Source organism: Mesorhizobium sp. M8A.F.Ca.ET.202.01.1.1 (assembly GCF_004791595.1).
In the GTDB taxonomy this organism is placed as follows: Bacteria; Pseudomonadota; Alphaproteobacteria; order Rhizobiales; family Rhizobiaceae; genus Mesorhizobium.
In genome coordinates, this window is sequence record NZ_SRUN01000023.1 from 1 (window position 1) to 16,637 (window position 16,637).

The window sequence follows — 16,637 nt, forward strand, 5'->3', positions numbered from 1 at the left end:
CCGTTGGAACGCCAGATGGCGCGCGGAAACTTGCCCGCGATGCGCTCTAGATCGGCGAAGACGCGGTAGCGACGCTCGGCATGGAGCTGGTCGATCGCGTCCTCGAAGAACCGCTGGTAATTCATGTAGGCTTCCCAATTTTGCGCGGGATCATAATCATTGGTCTTTTGGTCGTCCACCGGGCCGATTTGGTCAAAATGCCACGCCCCGGACCTGTTCCTAACGATGGCGGATCGTGGCCTATTCCCAATCCGTGGCACGCTCTTTGGTTCACTTTTGTTTCCGCACGATGCCACATCAAGTGAACGCTGGTTACCTTAGGTTTTAATGGGCAGACGGCGGACTTTCCAGTAAGGCGGTTGTTGAGACAGTTTCCGATAAATCTGGGTAAGCGAGGATTTGGATGGCGGTTTTGGTGACAGGTGGCGCCGGCTATATCGGCAGCCATATGGTCTGGGAATTGCTGGATGCGGGCGAAAGCGTGGTCGTTCTCGACCGCCTTTCCACCGGCTTCGAATGGGCCGTGGCGCCGGAGGCAAAGCTGGTCGTCGGCGATGTCGCCGACAAGGAATTGGTCGGCTCGGTCATCAGGGAGAACAAGGTCGACGCGATCATCCATTTCGCCGGCTCCATCGTGGTGCCGGAATCGGTCGCCGACCCGCTCGCCTACTATGAGAACAACACCTCGAAGACCCGCACGCTGATTGAAACTGCAGTGCGCGAAGGCGTGCCGAACTTCATCTTTTCCTCGACAGCTGCCGTCTATGGCGGCGCCGGCCTGGAACCGGTGCGCGAGGATGCCCGCCTGGCGCCCGAATCGCCTTATGGCCTGTCCAAGCTGATGAGCGAGTGGATGCTGCGCGACGCGGGCCTCGCGCACGACATTCGCTACACGGCGCTGCGCTATTTCAACGTCGCCGGCGCCGACCCGAAGGGCCGCACCGGCCAGTCCACCCCGGGCGCCACCCATCTGATCAAGGTCGCCTGCGAGACCGCGCTCGGCAAGCGTCCGTTCATGCAGGTCTTCGGCACCGATTATCCGACGCCCGACGGCACCTGCATGCGCGACTATATCCATGTCAGCGATCTGGCCGCCGCGCATCGCCTTGCCTTGCAGCGGCTGCGCGCCGGCGGCGCCAGCCTCGTCGCCAATTGCGGCTACAGCCATGGCTATTCGGTGCTCGAAGTGATCGACAGCGTGCGGCGCGCCTACGGGCATGATTTCGAGGTCAGGATGGGCGACCGGCGTCCCGGCGATGCCGCGGCGGTGGTCGCCAATTCCGATCTCGCGCGGTCCGAACTCGGCTGGACCCCGCAGCGCGACGATCTCGACCAGATCGTCAACGACGCCCTGGCCTGGGAGCGCATCCTGACCAGCAAGAATTCCGCACGGGGCTGAGCTCGCTTTCTCCAAGGGCTCGCAAGGCGCGTGGCGACGCGCTATGGAAGCATTCGCGACACGGCGTGGAGGCGCCGTGCCGGGAAGAGCTTTGGGGGATGGCATGAAGATAACGGTGCTTGGAGCCGGCGTCGTCGGTACGGCGGCCGCCTATTACCTGGCCGCCGACGGCCATGAGGTCACCGTGATCGAGCGCCATCCGGCGCCGGCGCGGGGCACCAGCCAGTCGAATGCCGGGCTGGTGTCTCCGGGCGATGCCACCGCCTGGGCCTCGCCGGCGGCACTTAAGACCTTCCTGCGCGGGCTCTACAATCATGATCTCGGCATCAAGGTGCGGCTGCGCTTCGATCCCTATTTCCTCGCCTGGAGTCTGCGCTTCCTGCGCCAGTGCACGGTGGCCCGCCTGCGTGCCAACAGCCAGGTCAAGCTGCGGCTCGCGCTCTATTCGCGCGACTGCATCAACGCCATCTCCAGTGACACCGGCATCCACTATGACGAGCGCAAGAAGGGCATCCTGTATTTCTTCCGCTCGCAGCACAGCCTCGACACCGGCACCGACAATTATCGCTATCTGGCCGAGCATGGCCTGCCCATCGAGATCGTCGGCCGCGACCGGCTGGTCGAGCTTGAACCGGGCCTTGCCGGCGTGAAGGAAAAGATCGCCGGCGGCGTCTACTCGCCGATCGACCAGACCGGCGATTCTCGGCAGTTCGTGGAAAATCTGGCCGCCTATGCGGCCGAAAAGCTCGGCGTGAGGTTTCGCTACGGCACCACGGTCGAGGGCTTCGACATCGAGGGCGACTGGGTGCGCGCCGTGATGACCTCGGCCGGACCGGCCACCGGTGACGCCGTCGTCCTATCGATGGGTCCGGAAAGTGGGCTGCTCGGCCGTCGCTACGGCATCGACCTGCCGGTCTATCCGGTGAAAGGTTACACGGCGACGATTCCCCTGGAAGACGAGAGCAAGGGCCCGACCATGGGCGGCGCCGACGAGGACCAGCTGATGGCTTATTCGCGGCTTGGCAATCGATTGCGGTTGGCTTCGACCGCAGAATTCACCGGCTTCGACCGCACCCACAAGCCCAGCGACTTTGCCACCATGTTCAGGACCGGCAAGGACCTGTTCCCCGGCGCCTTCGACGAGAAGAAGGCGGAGCTGTGGGCCGGTTTGCGGCCAATGATGCCGAACTCGGTGCCGGTCATCGGCCAGGCGAAATACCGCAACCTTTATCTCGACACAGGCCACGGCCATGTCGGCTGGACCATGGCCTGCGGTTCGGGAAAATTCCTCGCCGACCTCGTTGCCGGCCGCAAGCCGGAGATCGATCCGCAGGGACTGGTCTACAGGGGATAAATGTCGGGCCGGCAAGTCGCCATCGACCTTGGCCGCACTGAATGCAACGCGCGCACCATCGTCGAGCGCTGCGCGCTGTCTGATATCAAGGTGTTCGGCGTCACCAAGGGTATGTGCGGCATGCCGCAAGTGGCGCGCGCCATGCCGCGGCGGTGTCGCCGAATCGACGCGGTCAATTTCGTCATGTCGGCCTTCGGCAAGCGGATCCTCTGATCAGCCAACTGCCCCGACCGCCGCCCGCCACGCGCGCGCATACTCCGCCCAGGCCGGACCGGCCGGCGGCTCTTGTGTTTGGCCCTCACCATGCGCGGCTCCTTGATCCGATGCCAGCAGGGCGGCCCCGATGCTGGTGCCCGTCGCGGCTTCCGATGCGATGACCCCACGGCCAGTGCTCGCGGCAAGCATCCGCGTGAACAATTGGTTGCGCGCAAAGGGTCCCTCGACCGTCGTCGGGCCACCGCCGCCGATCAGGTCGAGGCAAGTGGCGGTCATCAGCGCCAGGTAGAAGGAGATGGCGGCAAAGCGCTGGCCGGGAGGGATGGCTTCGCCCTTGCGCCATGCGGCCGCACGGTGCGGAAACGGCCCCGAGCCTTGCTGGGTCGAAGGCAACAGCAATGTCTTGCGCGCCAGCACGGCGGCGACGTCGTTGTCGCTCCAGTCCTGCGCCGCGCCTTCGGTCAGCAGCGAGAATTCCCGACCGCCCATGAAGCGCGCCGAGGGCACGGGATCGCCGAGTGCATTGACATTGACCAGCGTATCCCTTGCCGGGTCGAGCGCCACCGTCCTGCCGGCGACCGCCATCGATACCACCCAGGTGCCGGTCGAGACCACCGAGAAGGGCGGGGCGTCGGACAGGAGATGCGGCAACAGGGAGGCGTTCGAATCGTGCAGGCCGCAAAAGACAGGCGTTTGAGGATCGAGCCCGGTGCGCTGCGCAAGCACAGGCAGGATCGGGCCAAGGCGGTCCCTGGCCGACCGCACGGGCGCCATCAGGTCGCGCCAGCCCAGGCGGTCGACCAGCGCTGAAAAATCCGCTGTCCAGGGGTTCCACAGATCGGTGTGGCAGCCGAGAGACGTGACCTTGTTAGCGGCGACGCCGGTCAGACGCAGCGCCCAGTATTGCGGGTACATCAGCATCGCGGCGGCTCTGGCGAACTCCGTCGGGAAACTTTGCTGCTGCCAGAAGAATTGCGCACCGAGATTGAGGCCGAGCGGCAGGCGCGGCGTGCCGGTCTCGGCGAAAGGCGGGCGGATCGCGTCATAGTCCGCCGCGAGTTCATCGGGGCCGTCGAATTCATAGTCGAGAACCGGCAGCACCAGCTCGCCGGGGGCATCGACCAGCACGCCGGTCGCGCCATGGGTGGTGATTGAAATGGCGTCGATGCGCTGTTCGCGGTTGAGGTCGGCAAGGCTGTCGAGGATGAACGCCCACAGCGCTTCGACATCGTGATGCGGGTAGGGCGCTTGCCGCAACGGCGCGTTCGCCACCCGGCGCAGCGCCACCTCGCTCAATGTGGCGAGATCGACCAGCGCCACCTTGGCGTTGGTCTTGCCGATATCGATGACGGCGACGTGGCGGATCGCGCTCATTCCATATGGAACATTATTTCCAGCGCAACGGCCACTGGTTCGTTGTCCGGTTTCGTCTCCATGATGTCGGCCATATGGGCCCACCAGCGCTGCATCACAGGATGCTTCGGCAGATCGGCCATGCCGTGACCATCGCGCCGCCACAGCACGCCGAACAGGATGTTCGTCTCGTCGTCGAGATGGATCGAGTAGTCGGAGATGCCGGCCTGCTTCAGCAACGCGACCAGCGACGGCCAGATTTCATCGTGGCGCTTTTTGTACTCGGCCTTCATGCCGGGTTTGAGCATCATCTTGAATGCGTATTTCTCGGACATCAGGCCAGGCGTCCCCCGCGCAGCCGTCGCCATACGATCGGCAGGGCGATAACGATGATCAGCAGCAGGCCAATGAAGATCGACATGACGATGCCGGGCACGTTGAGCAGGCCGAGGCCGAAGGTCACCAGCCCCATGATGAAGGCGGCGAGCACGACGCCCAGAATGCTGCCGGCGCCGCCAAGGATGCTGACGCCGCCAAGCACCACCATGGTGATCACCTCGAGTTCATAGCCCTGTGCGATCGACGGCCGCGTCGAGCCGAGCCGCGAGGTGATCAGCACCGAAGCGATGCCCGACATCAGCCCGGTCAGGCAGAACAGGATGAATTTTATGCGGCCGACGCGCACGCCGGAAAACTGCGCCGCGACCGGGTTGTTGCCGATGGCGAAGATACGGCGGCCGAAACTCGTACGGTGCAGCAGGAACCAGTAGACGACGGCCGCGATGAGGAAGAGCACCAGTTCGAACGACACCACCCACCAGACGTAACCCTGGCCGAAGAAGGCGAAGCTTTCGGGATAGCCCTTGTAGGCCTGGTCGCCGAGGATGATGAAGGCGATGCCGCGGAACAGACTCATCGTGCCTATGGTGACGACGATGGAAGGCAGGCCGAGCCGCGTCACCAGCAGCCCGTTGAAGGCTCCGCAGCCGAGGCCGACGACGATGCCGATCAAGACAAGTACTGGCGTGCCGGCGCCGGCCTGCACCGCCATGCCCATCATGGTCGAGGCGAGCGCGATGATGGCGGCCACCGACAGGTCGATCTCGCCCGAAATGATGAGCAATGCCATGGCAAAGGCGATCAGGCCCTTCTCGGTGAAGTTGAAGGTCAGATCGGACAGCGAATAGGGGTCGAGGAAATAGGGCGAGGCGAAACTGTTGATGGCGAAGATGGCGATGGCCACCGCGACCAGCAGCGCTTCCCAGGAAAAGATCGCCGAGGAGAGCGGCTTGTCGAGCCGGTCGGGAATGTGGCGCGGGGCGGGGGTATCGGTCATGCGGCATGCTCCAGACGCTGGCGCTGCCCGTCGCAAAGAGCGTCCCTTCTCCCCGTCACTATACGGGGAGAAGGTGCCCGAAGGGCGGATGAGGGGCGGCGCCAATGTTCGGAGGTGCTCAACGTATGCGGCGAGTTCCGGCCGAGGCAAATCGGACCGTTGCTATTCGCAACGATCCTGTTTGCACCGTAAGCGCCGCCCCTCATCCGCCTGCCGGCACCTTCTCCCCGTACAGTGACGGGGAGAAGGGAGCACTTCAACGTCCCGCTCATGCCTCCGCCTTCCTCAGAATAATCCGCCCCTTTTGGCGTTCGCCGCGGGCGTTGAGCACCACGGCCAGGATGATGGCGCTGCCCGAAATCGCCATCTGCCAGAAGGGCGAGATGTTGATGACCGGCAGCGCATTGGAGATGATGCCGAGGAACAATGCGCCGAGCACCGCACCCCCGACCGAGCCGATGCCGCCCGCGATCGAGATGCCGCCGATGACGCAGGCGGCGATGATGTTGAGCTCATAGCCGTTGGCGACCTCGACCGAGGCGATGACGTAGCGCGAAATCCAGAGATAGCCGGCGAGGCCACCGATCATGCCGGAGATGCAGAAGACGATGAATTTCGTGCGCCCGACATCGATGCCGGTATAGACCGATGCCGTCGGATTGACGCCGATGGCATAGATCGAGCGGCCGAGCGCGGTACGCGTCATCAAGACGAAGAACAGCGCGATGACCAGGATGGCGATCCAGGACAGCACCGGAATGCCAAGCAAGGCCGCGCGCTGAAAGCCGATGAAATCCGGGCTCATCTTGTCGGCGTTGACCCAGGCGCCGCCCGAAATGACGAAAGTGGCGCCGCGATAGATGGTCAGCGTGCCCAATGTCACCACGATCGAGGGGATGTTCAGCCGCCAAACCAAGAGGCCGTTGATGGCGCCGAGCACCAGCCCGACGGCAAGCGCGATCACGACCAGCAGCGGGATCGGGATCGCCGGATGGGCCGCGTTCAGCATCGCTACCACCATGCCGGTGAAGCACAGGTTGGAGGCCATCGACAGGTCGATCGACCGTGTCAGGATAACGACCATCTGGCCGAGCGCCAGGATCATCAGGATCGAGGTGTCGTTGAACACCTGGCGCAGGTTGCCGGGGTCGGCAAAGCCCGGAAAGCGCATCGAGATCAGTCCGATCAGCACGGCGATGGCCGCCAGCAGCCAGATTTCGCGGTATTTCAGGAAAGCCTTCATGCCGCGATTCCCGCTGCCGTCCGGACCAGCGTCTCGGCGTCCAGTCCCTTATTGTCGTAGACCGCCGCGACCAGGCCCTCGCGCATGACCACGACGCGGTCGGACATGCCGAGAATCTCCGGCAGTTCCGATGACACCATGATCACCGACAGGCCCTGCGCCACCAACTCCGCCATGAAACCGTGCACGGCGGCCTTGGAGCCGATATCGATGCCCTTGGTCGGCTCGTCGAGGATGATGACCTTGGGTGTCGTCGCCAGCCATTTGGCGATGACCACCTTCTGCTGGTTACCGCCCGAGAGGGTACCGACATCCTGGCTGAGCGAAGAGGCGCGCAGGTCCAGCCGCTCGGTGTAGGAGCGGGCAAGCGAAAACTCTTCCGCGAGCCGCAGCATACCGGATTTGGAGGTGCGGGCGAGCGATGGGAGCGAAACATTCTGGAAGATCGGCAGGCCGATCACCACGCCTTGCTTGCCGCGCTCCTCCGGCACGTAGACGATGCCGGCCCCGATCGAATCCGCGGCCGATTTCGGCGCGATTGCCTTGCCTTCCAGCGTGATCGTGCCGCCGGATATGCGGGTGATGCCGGATATCGCCTGCATCACCTCGCTGCGCCCGGCGCCGACAAGGCCATAGAAACCGAGGATTTCGCCCTTGTGCAGCTCGAAGCCGATATTGTTGAACTCAGTTGGATGCGAGAGGCCGGAAACGGAAAGCACCGGCGCGCCGATTTCAGCCTTGCGCTGCGGAAAGATGTGGTCGACCGAACGGCCCACCATCATGCGTACGATCTGGCTCTGGCCGGCATCCTTGATCAGCCCTTCGCCGACCATCTCGCCGTCGCGGAAGACCGTGTAGCGGTCGGCGATGCGGTAGATCTCGTCGAACTTGTGGCTGATGAACAGGATCGCCTTGCCCTGCTCCTTGAGGAACGCGATGAGCAGGAACAGCTCCTCGATCTCCTTCATCGAAAGGGCGGCCGTCGGCTCGTCCATGATGACGATCCCAGAGTCGATCGACATGGCGCGCGCGACGGCGACGAGATGCTTGTTGGCGATGCCGAGATCCCTGAGCCGCGCATCGGCGTCGATATGGCCGGCATGCATGGTGTCGAGCACTTCGCGCGCATTCTTGCGCATCATGCGCCAGTCGATGGTGCCAAAGCGCGTGCGCGGCGCATGGCCGAGAAAAATGTTTTCGGCGACACTGAGATCGTCGAACAGCACGGTTTCCTGATGGATGGCGGTGACGCCAATCCCGAAGGCGGCGTGTGCGCTTGGCAGCGCGACGGCCTGTCCGTCAATGCTGATGGTGCCTGCATCGGGCTGGTAGATGCCGGTCATGATCTTGACCAGCGTCGACTTGCCGGCGCCGTTCTCGCCGATCAGCGCGGTCACCTGACCCGGATAGAGCGACAGGCTGACATTGTGCAGGGCCCGCACGCCGGGAAAGCTTTTTGAAATGCCGGACAGCGTCAGGCGTGGAGCCGAGGCCGGAGGCCGCTCCTTTGTCTCGTTGTGTCGGGCCGTCGTGTCCATATCCGTATCAAGCCCTGAAACTAGGTCCGTTTGAAGTCGCGGCGGGATGTGACTCCCGCCGCGTCAGCTTGAAAAACTCAGTGATCAATAGATCTTGGAGAACTTCTCGATGTTGGACTTGTCGAACTGGAAGGGCGGAGCCATGGCGGCCGAGTTGGTGTCGTCGAGCGTGACCTTGCCGACACGGCCGATCGACAGCGTCGCACCCGGCTTGGCTTCTTCCTTCTTCACCGCCAGGTCATGGGCGAGGTAGACGGCGGAATAGCCGAGGTCGATCGGGTTCCACAGCGCAACCGCCTGGCTGGCGCCGTTGTCGATGAACTTCTTGAACTCCGACGGCAGCGCCAGGCCGGTGACGTTGACCTTGCCGATCAGGTTCTCGTCGGTGACGACCTGGGCGGCGGCAACGACGCCTACTGTGGTCGGCGCGATGATCGCCTTGAGGTTCGGGTAGGACTTCAAGAGGCCCTTGGCCTCGTCGGTGCTCTTGGCCGAGTCGTCATCGCCATAGACGGTGGCGACCAGCTTGATCTTGGGGAACTTCTCCGGCAGCACCTTCTTGGCAGCTTCGATCCAGGAGTTCTGGTTGGTCGCGGTCGAGGAGGCCGACAGGATGGCGACGTCGCCGCCTTCCGGCAGATAGTCGGCGGCGAGCTTGATGATGGTCTCGCCGATCAGGCCGGTGTCGGACGGGTTGAGGTGAAGCTGGCGGCCTTCCTTGGCGACGCCCGAATCCCAGGAGATGACGGTGATGCCGCGCTCCATGGCCTTCTTCAGCACCGGCACCAGGGCGTCGGCGTCATTGGCGGAAATCGCGATGGCGTTGACCTTCTGCGCGATCAGCGAATTGACAACTTCGATCTGCGCCTCGGCGGTCGCCTTGGTCGGGCCGGTGTAGATGATGTCGACGTCGCCGAGTTCCTTGGCGGCCTCTTCGGCGCCCTTGTTGGCGGCATCGAAGAAGCCGTTGCCGAGCGACTTGACCACCAGCGCGATCTTGACGTTTTCCGCGTAGGCGGCATTCACGAACATGGCGGCCGAGAAGGCCGCCGTCACCATCAATTTCTTCAAGATGCTCATCTGATATCCTCCCTTGAGCGTTGCATTCCATCGCCGCTGCGGGCGTGAGTTGGTCTCAGGCCTGCAGTGAAGATTCTTCCTTTGTCGACTTGCGGGCGACGATCAGCGTCACCCCCGCGGTTTCCAGCATCTTGGCTTCGCGGTCCTCGATGCCGTCGTCGGTGATGACGGTGGCGATGCGCGAAAGACCGCACAGGATCAGGCTGGAGCGTTTGCGGAATTTCGAGGAATCGACCAGCACCACCAGTTCGTCGGCCTGGTCGATCAGCTTCTGCTCCGCCTGGATCAGCAGCGGATCGCCTTCCATCAGGCCGAGAGGCCCCAACCCTTGAGCACCCATGAACATGCGGCGCGCGTAGAAATTGCGCGTCACGTCATTGTCGAAGGGCGACAGGATGATGTTCTGCTCGCGGTAGATCGTGCCGCCCGACAGCATCACCGTGTTCTTGGAGTGCTTGAGCAAGTGCTCGGCGATCGGGAACGAATTGGTGAAGATCGGCATGCGGCGGCCGGTCAGGAAATGCACCATCTGGAAGGTGGTGGTGCCGCCATTGATGATGATCGGCTCGCCGTCCTTGCACAGTTCCACCGCCTCGCGGGCGATGGCCCGCTTCTGCGCGGCGTTGAGCGTTTCGTTGACCGAGAAGGGCCGGCCGGCCAGCCCGATGAACTGCGGCGGCGATATCGCCTCGGCGCCGCCGCGCACACGGCGCAGGCGTTTCTGCACATGGAGAGCCGCGATATCGCGCCGGATCGTCGCCTCGGACGACTCCGTCAGGTCGACCATTTCCTGCACCGTCACCACAGGTTTTTCCTGGACGGCGGACAGAATGATCCTGTGGCGCTCTTTTTCGTGCATGGTTCCTCCCTGCCTGGCCATCTAGGCACCCAAAACGAGCAGTGTCAATCATTTCCGATCATATAATTTCATTGTGCAGTGCAATATGATCGATCTTGATCGTTTGTGATTGACAAGTTTGTGTCTTGCGTAGACATTCCCGACAAAATGGACCGCGTTTTTTTGCGTCCCCAGGGAGGATTACCTATGCTCGACAAGCGCTCCGGCTCGCGCCTCGCCAATCTGTGGGATGATGCGAAGGCCAAGGGGATGAGCGATCCCGAGCTTCTGGTCTATCGCTCGAACACGCTCGGCTCCGACAAGCGCGTCACCAACTATGGCGGCGGCAACACCTCTTCGAAGATATGGCAGAAGGATCCGCTCACCGGCCAGGATGTGGAAGTGCTGTGGGTCAAGGGATCGGGCGGCGACAGCGCTTCGATCAAGCTTGATGGCTTCGCCACCCTCTACATGGACAAGCTGCAGGCGCTGAAGGGGCTTTATCGCGGCGTCGAGCACGAGGACGAGATGGTGGGTTATCTTCCCCACTGCACCTTCAACCTCAATCCGCGGGCGGCCTCGATCGACACGCCGCTGCACGCCTACGTACCGAAGCCCTTTGTCGACCACATGCATCCCGATGCCATCATCGCCATTGCCGCAGCGAAGGATTCCAGGGCGCTGACCAAGGAAATCTTCGGCGACGCCATCGGCTGGCTGCCATGGAAGCGTCCCGGCTTCGAACTTGGCCTGTGGCTGGAAAAATTCTGTGTCGAGAACCCTGAAGCCAAGGGCGTCATCCTCGAAAGCCACGGCCTGTTCACCTGGGGCGATACGCCCAAGGCGTGCTACGAGACGACGATATCGGTAATCAACCAGGCGATCGAATGGTTCGAGCGCCGCTCCGAGGGTGTGGCGATCTTCGGCGGCGAAGTGGTCAAGTCGCTCGACGCTTCGGCTCGTCGCGACATCGCTGCGAAACTGATGCCGAAAATCCGTGGCCTGATCTCGGAAAAGAGCCACAAGATTGGCCATTTCGACGATTCGGCCGCCGTGCTCGAATTCGTCAACTCGAAGAATTTGCGCCCGCTGGCTGCACTCGGCACCTCATGCCCGGATCATTTCCTGCGCACCAAGATCCGCCCGCTGGTGATCGAATTCGATCCGGCAAAGCCTGATGTCGATGCCGTCATCGCGCGCCTCGCCGACGACATTGCCGAATATCGCGTCGGCTACCAGGCTTATTACGACAGTTGCAAGCATCCGGATTCACCCGCCATTCGCGATCCCAACGCCGTGGTCTACCTGATGCCCGGCGTAGGCATGTTCACCTTCGCCGGCGACAAGGCGACGGCGCGCATCTCGGGCGAGTTCTACGTCAACGCCATCAACGTCATGCGCGGCGCCTCCACCGTCTCTTCCTATGTCGGCCTGCCCGCGCAGGAGGCTTTCGACATCGAGTACTGGCTGCTGGAGGACCTGAAGCTGCAGCGCATGCCGAAGCCGAAGTCGCTCGCCGGCCAGATCGCGCTGGTCACCGGCGGCGCCGGCGGCATCGGCCGCGCGACGGCCAACCGGCTGCTGCGCGAAGGCGCCTGCGTGGTGCTGGCAGATATCGACGAGGCGGCGCTCGCGGGCGCCAATGAGGAACTGGCCAAGACCTATGGCAAGGATTTCGTCCGCCCGGTGCTGATCAACGTCACTTCGGAAGACCAGGTCGTCGCCGGCTTTGCCGAGACGGCGGTCGAGTTCGGCGGCATCGACATCCTGGTGTCCAACGCAGGGCTAGCCTCCTCGGCGCCGATCGAGGAGACGACGCTGGCGCTGTGGAACAAGAACATGGACATATTGTCGACCGGCTATTTCCTGGTCTCGCGGGAAGCATTCCGGCTGTTCCGGGTACAGAAGATCGGCGGCAATATCGTCTTCGTCGCTTCCAAGAACGGCCTTGCCGCATCGCCCAACGCCTCCGCCTATTGCACCGCCAAGGCCGCCGAGATCCATCTCGCCCGCTGCCTGGCGCTGGAAGGCGCGGAAGCCCAGATCAGGGTCAATGTCGTCAACCCGGACGCCGTGCTGCGCGGCTCGAAGATCTGGACAGGCGAGTGGAAGGAACAGCGCGCCGCCGCCTACAAGATGTCGACCGACGATCTGGAAGAGCACTACCGCTCGCGTTCGATGCTGAAGCGCTCCGTCTTCCCGGAAGACATCGCCGAGGCGATCTATTTCCTGGCCTCCGACATGTCGGCCAAATCGACGGGTAACATCATCAACGTCGACGCCGGCAACGCGCAGAGCTTTACGCGCTGAGCTTCCTTCTCCCCGTTCTACGGGGAGAAGGTGCCCGAAGGGCGGATGAGGGGCGGCGCCAGCCGTGCGAGTACTGGGAGGAACAGCAGTGTCCGAATTGATCATCTCGGCCGACGTCGTCGAAAAAAATAATGCCGCGCGCAAGGCCGACCTCGAGCGTGACTACGCCTCGCTCGGCGAGCGCCTCGACCGCCACGGCATCGCCATCGATGCCATCAGGGACAAGGTCGAGAAATTCGCGGTCGCGATCCCCTCCTGGGGTGTCGGCACTGGCGGCACCCGCTTTGCCCGCTTTCCCGGTGCCGGCGAGCCGCGCGACATCTTCGACAAGATCGAGGACTGCGCCGTCATCAGCCAACTGACGCAGGCGACCCCGACCGTCTCACTGCACATTCCGTGGGACAAGGCCGATCCGAACCGGCTGAAGCAGGCGGCCTCCCGCTTCGGTCTCGGTTTCGATGCCATGAATTCCAACACCTTCTCGGACGCGAAGGACCAGAAATTCTCCTACAAGTTCGGTTCGTTGTCGCATGCCGATGCCGGTGCTCGCCGGCAAGCCGTCGAGCACAATCTCGAATGCATCGAGATCGGCGAGACGCTTGGGTCCAAGGCATTGACGGTGTGGATCGGCGACGGCTCCAACTTCCCCGGCCAGGTCAATTTCGCCAAGGCCTTCGAGCGCTATCTCGACGCCATGCGGGAGGTCTATGCCGGCCTGCCGGCCGACTGGAAGCTGTTCACCGAACACAAGATGTACGAGCCGGCCTTCTATTCCACGGTCGTCCAGGACTGGGGCACCAACTACATCATCGCCAAGGAGTTGGGCGACAAGGCGTTCTGCCTCGTCGACCTCGGCCATCACGCGCCCAACGTCAACATCGAGATGATCGTGTCGCGGCTGATCCAGTTCAAGAAACTCGGCGGCTTCCACTTCAACGATTCGAAATATGGCGACGACGACCTCGACGCCGGTTCGATCGATCCCTACCGGCTTTTCCTGGTCTTCAACGAGCTGGTCGATGCCGAGCTATCCGGCGCCGAGGGCTTTGATCCCGCGCATATGCTCGACCAGAGCCACAACGTCACCGATCCGATCGAAAGCCTGATGCTGTCGGCGGTCGAGGTGCAGCGTGCCTATGCGCAGGCGCTGCTGGTCGACCGCAAGGCGCTCGAAGGCTTCCAGGAGGCCAACGACGCGCTGATGGCGACGCAGACGCTGAAGGCTGCCTATCGCACCGATGTCGAGCCGATCCTGGCCATGGCGCGGCTGAAGACCGGTGGCGCCATCGATCCGGTCGCCGCCTATCGGGCGGCGGGCTACCGCGCCAAGGTCGCGGCCGAACGGCCTGCAGTCGCAGGTGGTTCCGGCGGTATCGTCTGAGGTCGAGCCACTCCCCCTCATCCGGCCGCTTCGCGGCCAACTTCTCCCCGAGGGGAGAAGAGGTCAGCGCCGGTGCAAGCTCCTCTCCCCTTGGGGAGAGGTCGGATTGCCCGAATTGCCCTTGCAATTCGACTTGGCAATCCGGGTGAGGGGGTCTCTCACGCGCTTATTCAATTGTTATTGGACTAACGCCCCCCGAAGGTCTTTCCTAGGCGTCCCGCTTAGGAGTCCCGCCATGCACCTCACCCGCCGGACGCTCATTGCCGTCAGCCTTTCGATCACCTTCGCCTTCATACCATCCGCCGCCGTCTTCGACGCCTCGCCGGCACCCGCCAAGGGCGAGAACGGCATGGTCGTCACCGCCCAGCATCTGGCTTCCGAAGTCGGCGTGGAGGTTCTGAAAAAGGGTGGCAATGCCGTCGATGCGGCTGTCGCCGTCGGCTATGCCTTGGCCGTCGTCTATCCCAATGCCGGCAATATCGGCGGCGGCGGCTTCATGACCATCCGCTTCAAGGACGGCAAATCGACCTTCCTCGATTTCCGCGAGCGGGCGCCGCTTGCCGCGACCAAGACCATGTATCTCGACAAGGACGGCAAGCCGGTGAAGGGCGCCAGCCTCGACGGCTATCTCGCGGTCGGCGTGCCGGGTTCCGTGGCCGGTTTCGAGATGGCGCGCGAGAAATACGGTACCTTGTCCAGGCAGGACCTGATGGCGCCTGCGATCGCCTATGCCAAGGACGGGTTCATCCTCAATCAGGGCGATGCGGCTTCATTCGCCGGCAGCGCCGACAGGCTGGCGAAGGACCCGGCGGCCGCCGCCATCTTCCTCAAACCCGAGGGCAAGCCCTATGGCATCGGCGAGAAGCTGGTTCAGCCCGACCTTGCCGGGTCGCTCTCGGCCATTTCCGAGAGAGGTCCCGATGCCTTCTACAAAGGCGCCATCGCCGACGCCATCGTCAAGGCGAGCGGCGCCAAGGGCGGTATCCTGGCCAAGGGTGACTTCGAGCAATATGCGGTGCGCGAGCTGAAGCCCGTCAGCTGCTCCTATCGCGGCTACGAGATCATCTCTTCGCCGCCGCCGAGCTCGGGCGGCGTCATCATCTGCGAAATCCTCAACGTGCTGGAAGGCTATCCGCTGTCCTATCTCGGTGCCGGCTCGGCCGAGACGGTCCATGTCATGGTCGAGGCGATGCGCCACGCCTATGTCGACCGCAACTCGGCGCTCGGCGACCCGGATTTCGTCGACAATCCGGTCTCGAAGCTGCTCGACAAGACCTATGCCAAGGACATCCGCGACAAGATCGATCCGTTCCGCGCCGGCGTGTCGCAGGATTTGATGCCGAAGGGCTTCGGCGAATCGAAGGAGACCACCCATTATTCGATCATCGACAAGGACGGCAACGCGGTCGCGGTGACCTACACGCTGAATGGCTCGTTCGGCGCCGGCGTCGTGGCCGATGGCACTGGCATCCTGCTCAATAACGAGATGGACGACTTCACCCAGAAACCCGGCGTGCCCAATCTCTATGGCCTGGTCCAGGGCGAGGCCAACGCTATCCAGCCGAAGAAGACGCCGCTGTCCTCGATGAGCCCGACCGTGGTGGTCAAGGACGGCAAGCCGTTCATGGTCATCGGCAGCCCGGGCGGCTCGCGCATCATCACCATCACGCTGGAGGCGATCGTCAATGTGATCGACCACGGCATGAACATCCAGGAGGCGATCGACGCGCCGCGCATCCATCACCAATGGCTGCCCGACACGGTCTATGTCGAGCCGTTCGGGCTTTCGCCCGATACCGAAAGGCTGCTCGCCGGTATGGGCTATCACCTCGATCTCGCTCACCAGAGCTGGGGCCAGGCGGCGGGCATTCTCGTCGGCGGCAAGAGCCTGGCGGAAATCGAGAAGGGCGGCGGCGCGCGCTACAATGGCGCCATCGACAGCCGCGCGGCGTCGGGCGAAGCGCTTGGATATTGACAGGCCGCAAGCCTGTTCCTTGCCGGACGAGGCCGGATTCCACCCTTCGGGAGCGGCCTCCGCTTCATGGCCCGGCAGGAGCCGTCAGGTCACCAGCGTGATGGTCGATGCAATCAGCATCAAGGCGGCAATGCCGACGAACAGCGCATAGATGCGTGGCCGGTCGAGCAAAAGCGCATTTCCCGATATCCAGGCCGACGTGGCGCCGCCCAGAGCGAAGAGGAAGCCGTTGCGATGGCCGAAAGTCATCGACGCGGCCATCAGCCCGCCGATGATCAGGGCGCCGAACACGATGATCACGGCGACCGCGTATTTCTCGAAGTCGTTGTTGCCGATCCCTGGTCCGATCGCGTTCAAATTCGGCAGGTCGTCCGGATCGAAGGGGTTCGCCGACCCGTATTCGTCTTGACCCATGGATTCTCGCATCACTTGATCTCCGCTGACCGGCAACAAACCATCAACGCCTGCCGAGCGCAACCCGATCGCGCTGTGGCGGATGCGCCCGGCACCGCTCTGGGCCCCTCTCGGGGATGGTTTTGCGGAGCTGTTGCCCGATCGCGTCACCTACCTTCTCGGGTTTGTCGCCTCCGATCCTGCCGGTGACGGTCAACCGC

The 16,637-nt window shown here is 63.2% G+C and carries 14 protein-coding genes; 6 read left to right on the top strand and 8 right to left on the bottom strand.

The window, feature by feature from the left end; all coding sequences use genetic code 11:
- The first annotated feature begins 403 nt into the window (after positions 1-403).
- From galE to EN845_RS31540, 3 genes are all read left to right on the top strand, one after another.
- Positions 404-1,399, top strand: a complete 996-nt coding sequence (gene galE / locus EN845_RS31530) for a UDP-glucose 4-epimerase GalE (protein ID WP_127276972.1) — start codon at positions 404-406, stop codon at positions 1,397-1,399.
- A 103-nt stretch (positions 1,400-1,502) separates the two neighbouring features.
- A complete protein-coding gene (locus EN845_RS31535; RefSeq protein ID WP_127870802.1) occupies positions 1,503-2,753 on the top strand; it encodes a D-amino acid dehydrogenase in 1,251 nt (416 codons plus the stop codon).
- Positions 2,754-2,966 (top strand): hypothetical protein, encoded by a 213-nt coding sequence (locus tag EN845_RS31540; protein WP_210212410.1) that lies wholly within the window; start codon positions 2,754-2,756, stop codon positions 2,964-2,966.
- Here EN845_RS31540 and EN845_RS31545 read toward each other — a convergent pair whose 3' ends face one another.
- The 7 genes from EN845_RS31545 to EN845_RS31575 all read right to left on the bottom strand — a co-directional run bounded on the left by EN845_RS31545 (position 2,967) and on the right by EN845_RS31575 (position 10,378).
- Complete coding sequence (locus tag EN845_RS31545) at positions 2,967-4,343, bottom strand: FGGY-family carbohydrate kinase (protein WP_127870803.1); 1,377 nt, start codon at positions 4,341-4,343, stop codon at positions 2,967-2,969.
- A complete protein-coding gene (rhaM, locus tag EN845_RS31550) occupies positions 4,340-4,657 on the bottom strand; it encodes an L-rhamnose mutarotase (protein WP_127276978.1) in 318 nt (105 codons plus the stop codon). Before rhaM ends, EN845_RS31545 begins: the two co-directional genes overlap by 4 nt.
- Positions 4,657-5,658, bottom strand: coding sequence for an ABC transporter permease (locus EN845_RS31555; protein WP_127276980.1), 1,002 nt, complete (start codon positions 5,656-5,658; stop codon positions 4,657-4,659). The genes rhaM and EN845_RS31555 overlap by 1 nt, the downstream gene beginning before the upstream one ends.
- 268 nt (positions 5,659-5,926) lie before the next feature.
- Positions 5,927-6,901 carry an ABC transporter permease gene (locus EN845_RS31560; RefSeq protein ID WP_127276982.1) on the bottom strand — a complete coding sequence of 325 codons (975 nt, stop codon included), beginning with the start codon at positions 6,899-6,901 and terminating at the stop codon, positions 5,927-5,929.
- A complete protein-coding gene (locus EN845_RS31565; protein WP_127276984.1) occupies positions 6,898-8,439 on the bottom strand; it encodes a sugar ABC transporter ATP-binding protein in 1,542 nt (513 codons plus the stop codon). Before EN845_RS31565 ends, EN845_RS31560 begins: the two co-directional genes overlap by 4 nt.
- A gap of 84 nt (positions 8,440-8,523) precedes the next feature.
- Positions 8,524-9,519 (bottom strand): rhamnose ABC transporter substrate-binding protein, encoded by a 996-nt coding sequence (gene rhaS, locus EN845_RS31570; protein WP_127276986.1) that lies wholly within the window; start codon positions 9,517-9,519, stop codon positions 8,524-8,526.
- A 55-nt stretch (positions 9,520-9,574) separates the two neighbouring features.
- Positions 9,575-10,378 carry a DeoR/GlpR family DNA-binding transcription regulator gene (locus EN845_RS31575; protein WP_027145694.1) on the bottom strand — a complete coding sequence of 268 codons (804 nt, stop codon included), beginning with the start codon at positions 10,376-10,378 and terminating at the stop codon, positions 9,575-9,577.
- Positions 10,379-10,564: 186 nt separating this feature from the next.
- Here EN845_RS31575 and EN845_RS31580 point away from each other — a divergent pair, with 186 nt between their 5' ends.
- The 3 genes from EN845_RS31580 (at position 10,565) to ggt (ending at position 16,023) form a co-directional block, all read left to right on the top strand.
- The gene (locus tag EN845_RS31580; protein ID WP_127276988.1) at positions 10,565-12,667 is read left to right on the top strand and encodes a bifunctional rhamnulose-1-phosphate aldolase/short-chain dehydrogenase; all 2,103 of its coding nucleotides are present in this window, start codon (positions 10,565-10,567) and stop codon (positions 12,665-12,667) included.
- An 88-nt stretch (positions 12,668-12,755) separates the two neighbouring features.
- A complete protein-coding gene (gene rhaI / locus EN845_RS31585) occupies positions 12,756-14,048 on the top strand; it encodes an L-rhamnose catabolism isomerase (RefSeq protein WP_127276990.1) in 1,293 nt (430 codons plus the stop codon).
- A 235-nt stretch (positions 14,049-14,283) separates the two neighbouring features.
- The gene (gene ggt, locus EN845_RS31590) at positions 14,284-16,023 is read left to right on the top strand and encodes a gamma-glutamyltransferase (protein WP_127870804.1); all 1,740 of its coding nucleotides are present in this window, start codon (positions 14,284-14,286) and stop codon (positions 16,021-16,023) included.
- 84 nt (positions 16,024-16,107) lie between these two features.
- Here the strand turns inward: ggt and EN845_RS31595 are convergent, their stop codons facing one another.
- Complete coding sequence (locus EN845_RS31595) at positions 16,108-16,449, bottom strand: hypothetical protein (protein ID WP_015319229.1); 342 nt, start codon at positions 16,447-16,449, stop codon at positions 16,108-16,110.
- Positions 16,450-16,637: the final 188 nt, after the last annotated feature.

Coding starts and splice junctions, on each gene's coding strand:
- galE (WP_127276972.1), top strand. CDS start 404: ATGGCGGTTTTGGTGACAGGTGGCGCCGGCTATATCGGCAGCCATATG.
- EN845_RS31535 (WP_127870802.1), top strand. CDS start 1,503: ATGAAGATAACGGTGCTTGGAGCCGGCGTCGTCGGTACGGCGGCCGCC.
- EN845_RS31540 (WP_210212410.1), top strand. CDS start 2,754: ATGTCGGGCCGGCAAGTCGCCATCGACCTTGGCCGCACTGAATGCAAC.
- EN845_RS31545 (WP_127870803.1), bottom strand. CDS start 4,343: ATGAGCGCGATCCGCCACGTCGCCGTCATCGATATCGGCAAGACCAAC.
- rhaM (WP_127276978.1), bottom strand. CDS start 4,657: ATGTCCGAGAAATACGCATTCAAGATGATGCTCAAACCCGGCATGAAG.
- EN845_RS31555 (WP_127276980.1), bottom strand. CDS start 5,658: ATGACCGATACCCCCGCCCCGCGCCACATTCCCGACCGGCTCGACAAG.
- EN845_RS31560 (WP_127276982.1), bottom strand. CDS start 6,901: ATGAAGGCTTTCCTGAAATACCGCGAAATCTGGCTGCTGGCGGCCATC.
- EN845_RS31565 (WP_127276984.1), bottom strand. CDS start 8,439: ATGGACACGACGGCCCGACACAACGAGACAAAGGAGCGGCCTCCGGCC.
- rhaS (WP_127276986.1), bottom strand. CDS start 9,519: ATGAGCATCTTGAAGAAATTGATGGTGACGGCGGCCTTCTCGGCCGCC.
- EN845_RS31575 (WP_027145694.1), bottom strand. CDS start 10,378: ATGCACGAAAAAGAGCGCCACAGGATCATTCTGTCCGCCGTCCAGGAA.
- EN845_RS31580 (WP_127276988.1), top strand. CDS start 10,565: ATGCTCGACAAGCGCTCCGGCTCGCGCCTCGCCAATCTGTGGGATGAT.
- ggt (WP_127870804.1), top strand. CDS start 14,284: ATGCACCTCACCCGCCGGACGCTCATTGCCGTCAGCCTTTCGATCACC.
- EN845_RS31595 (WP_015319229.1), bottom strand. CDS start 16,449: ATGCGAGAATCCATGGGTCAAGACGAATACGGGTCGGCGAACCCCTTC.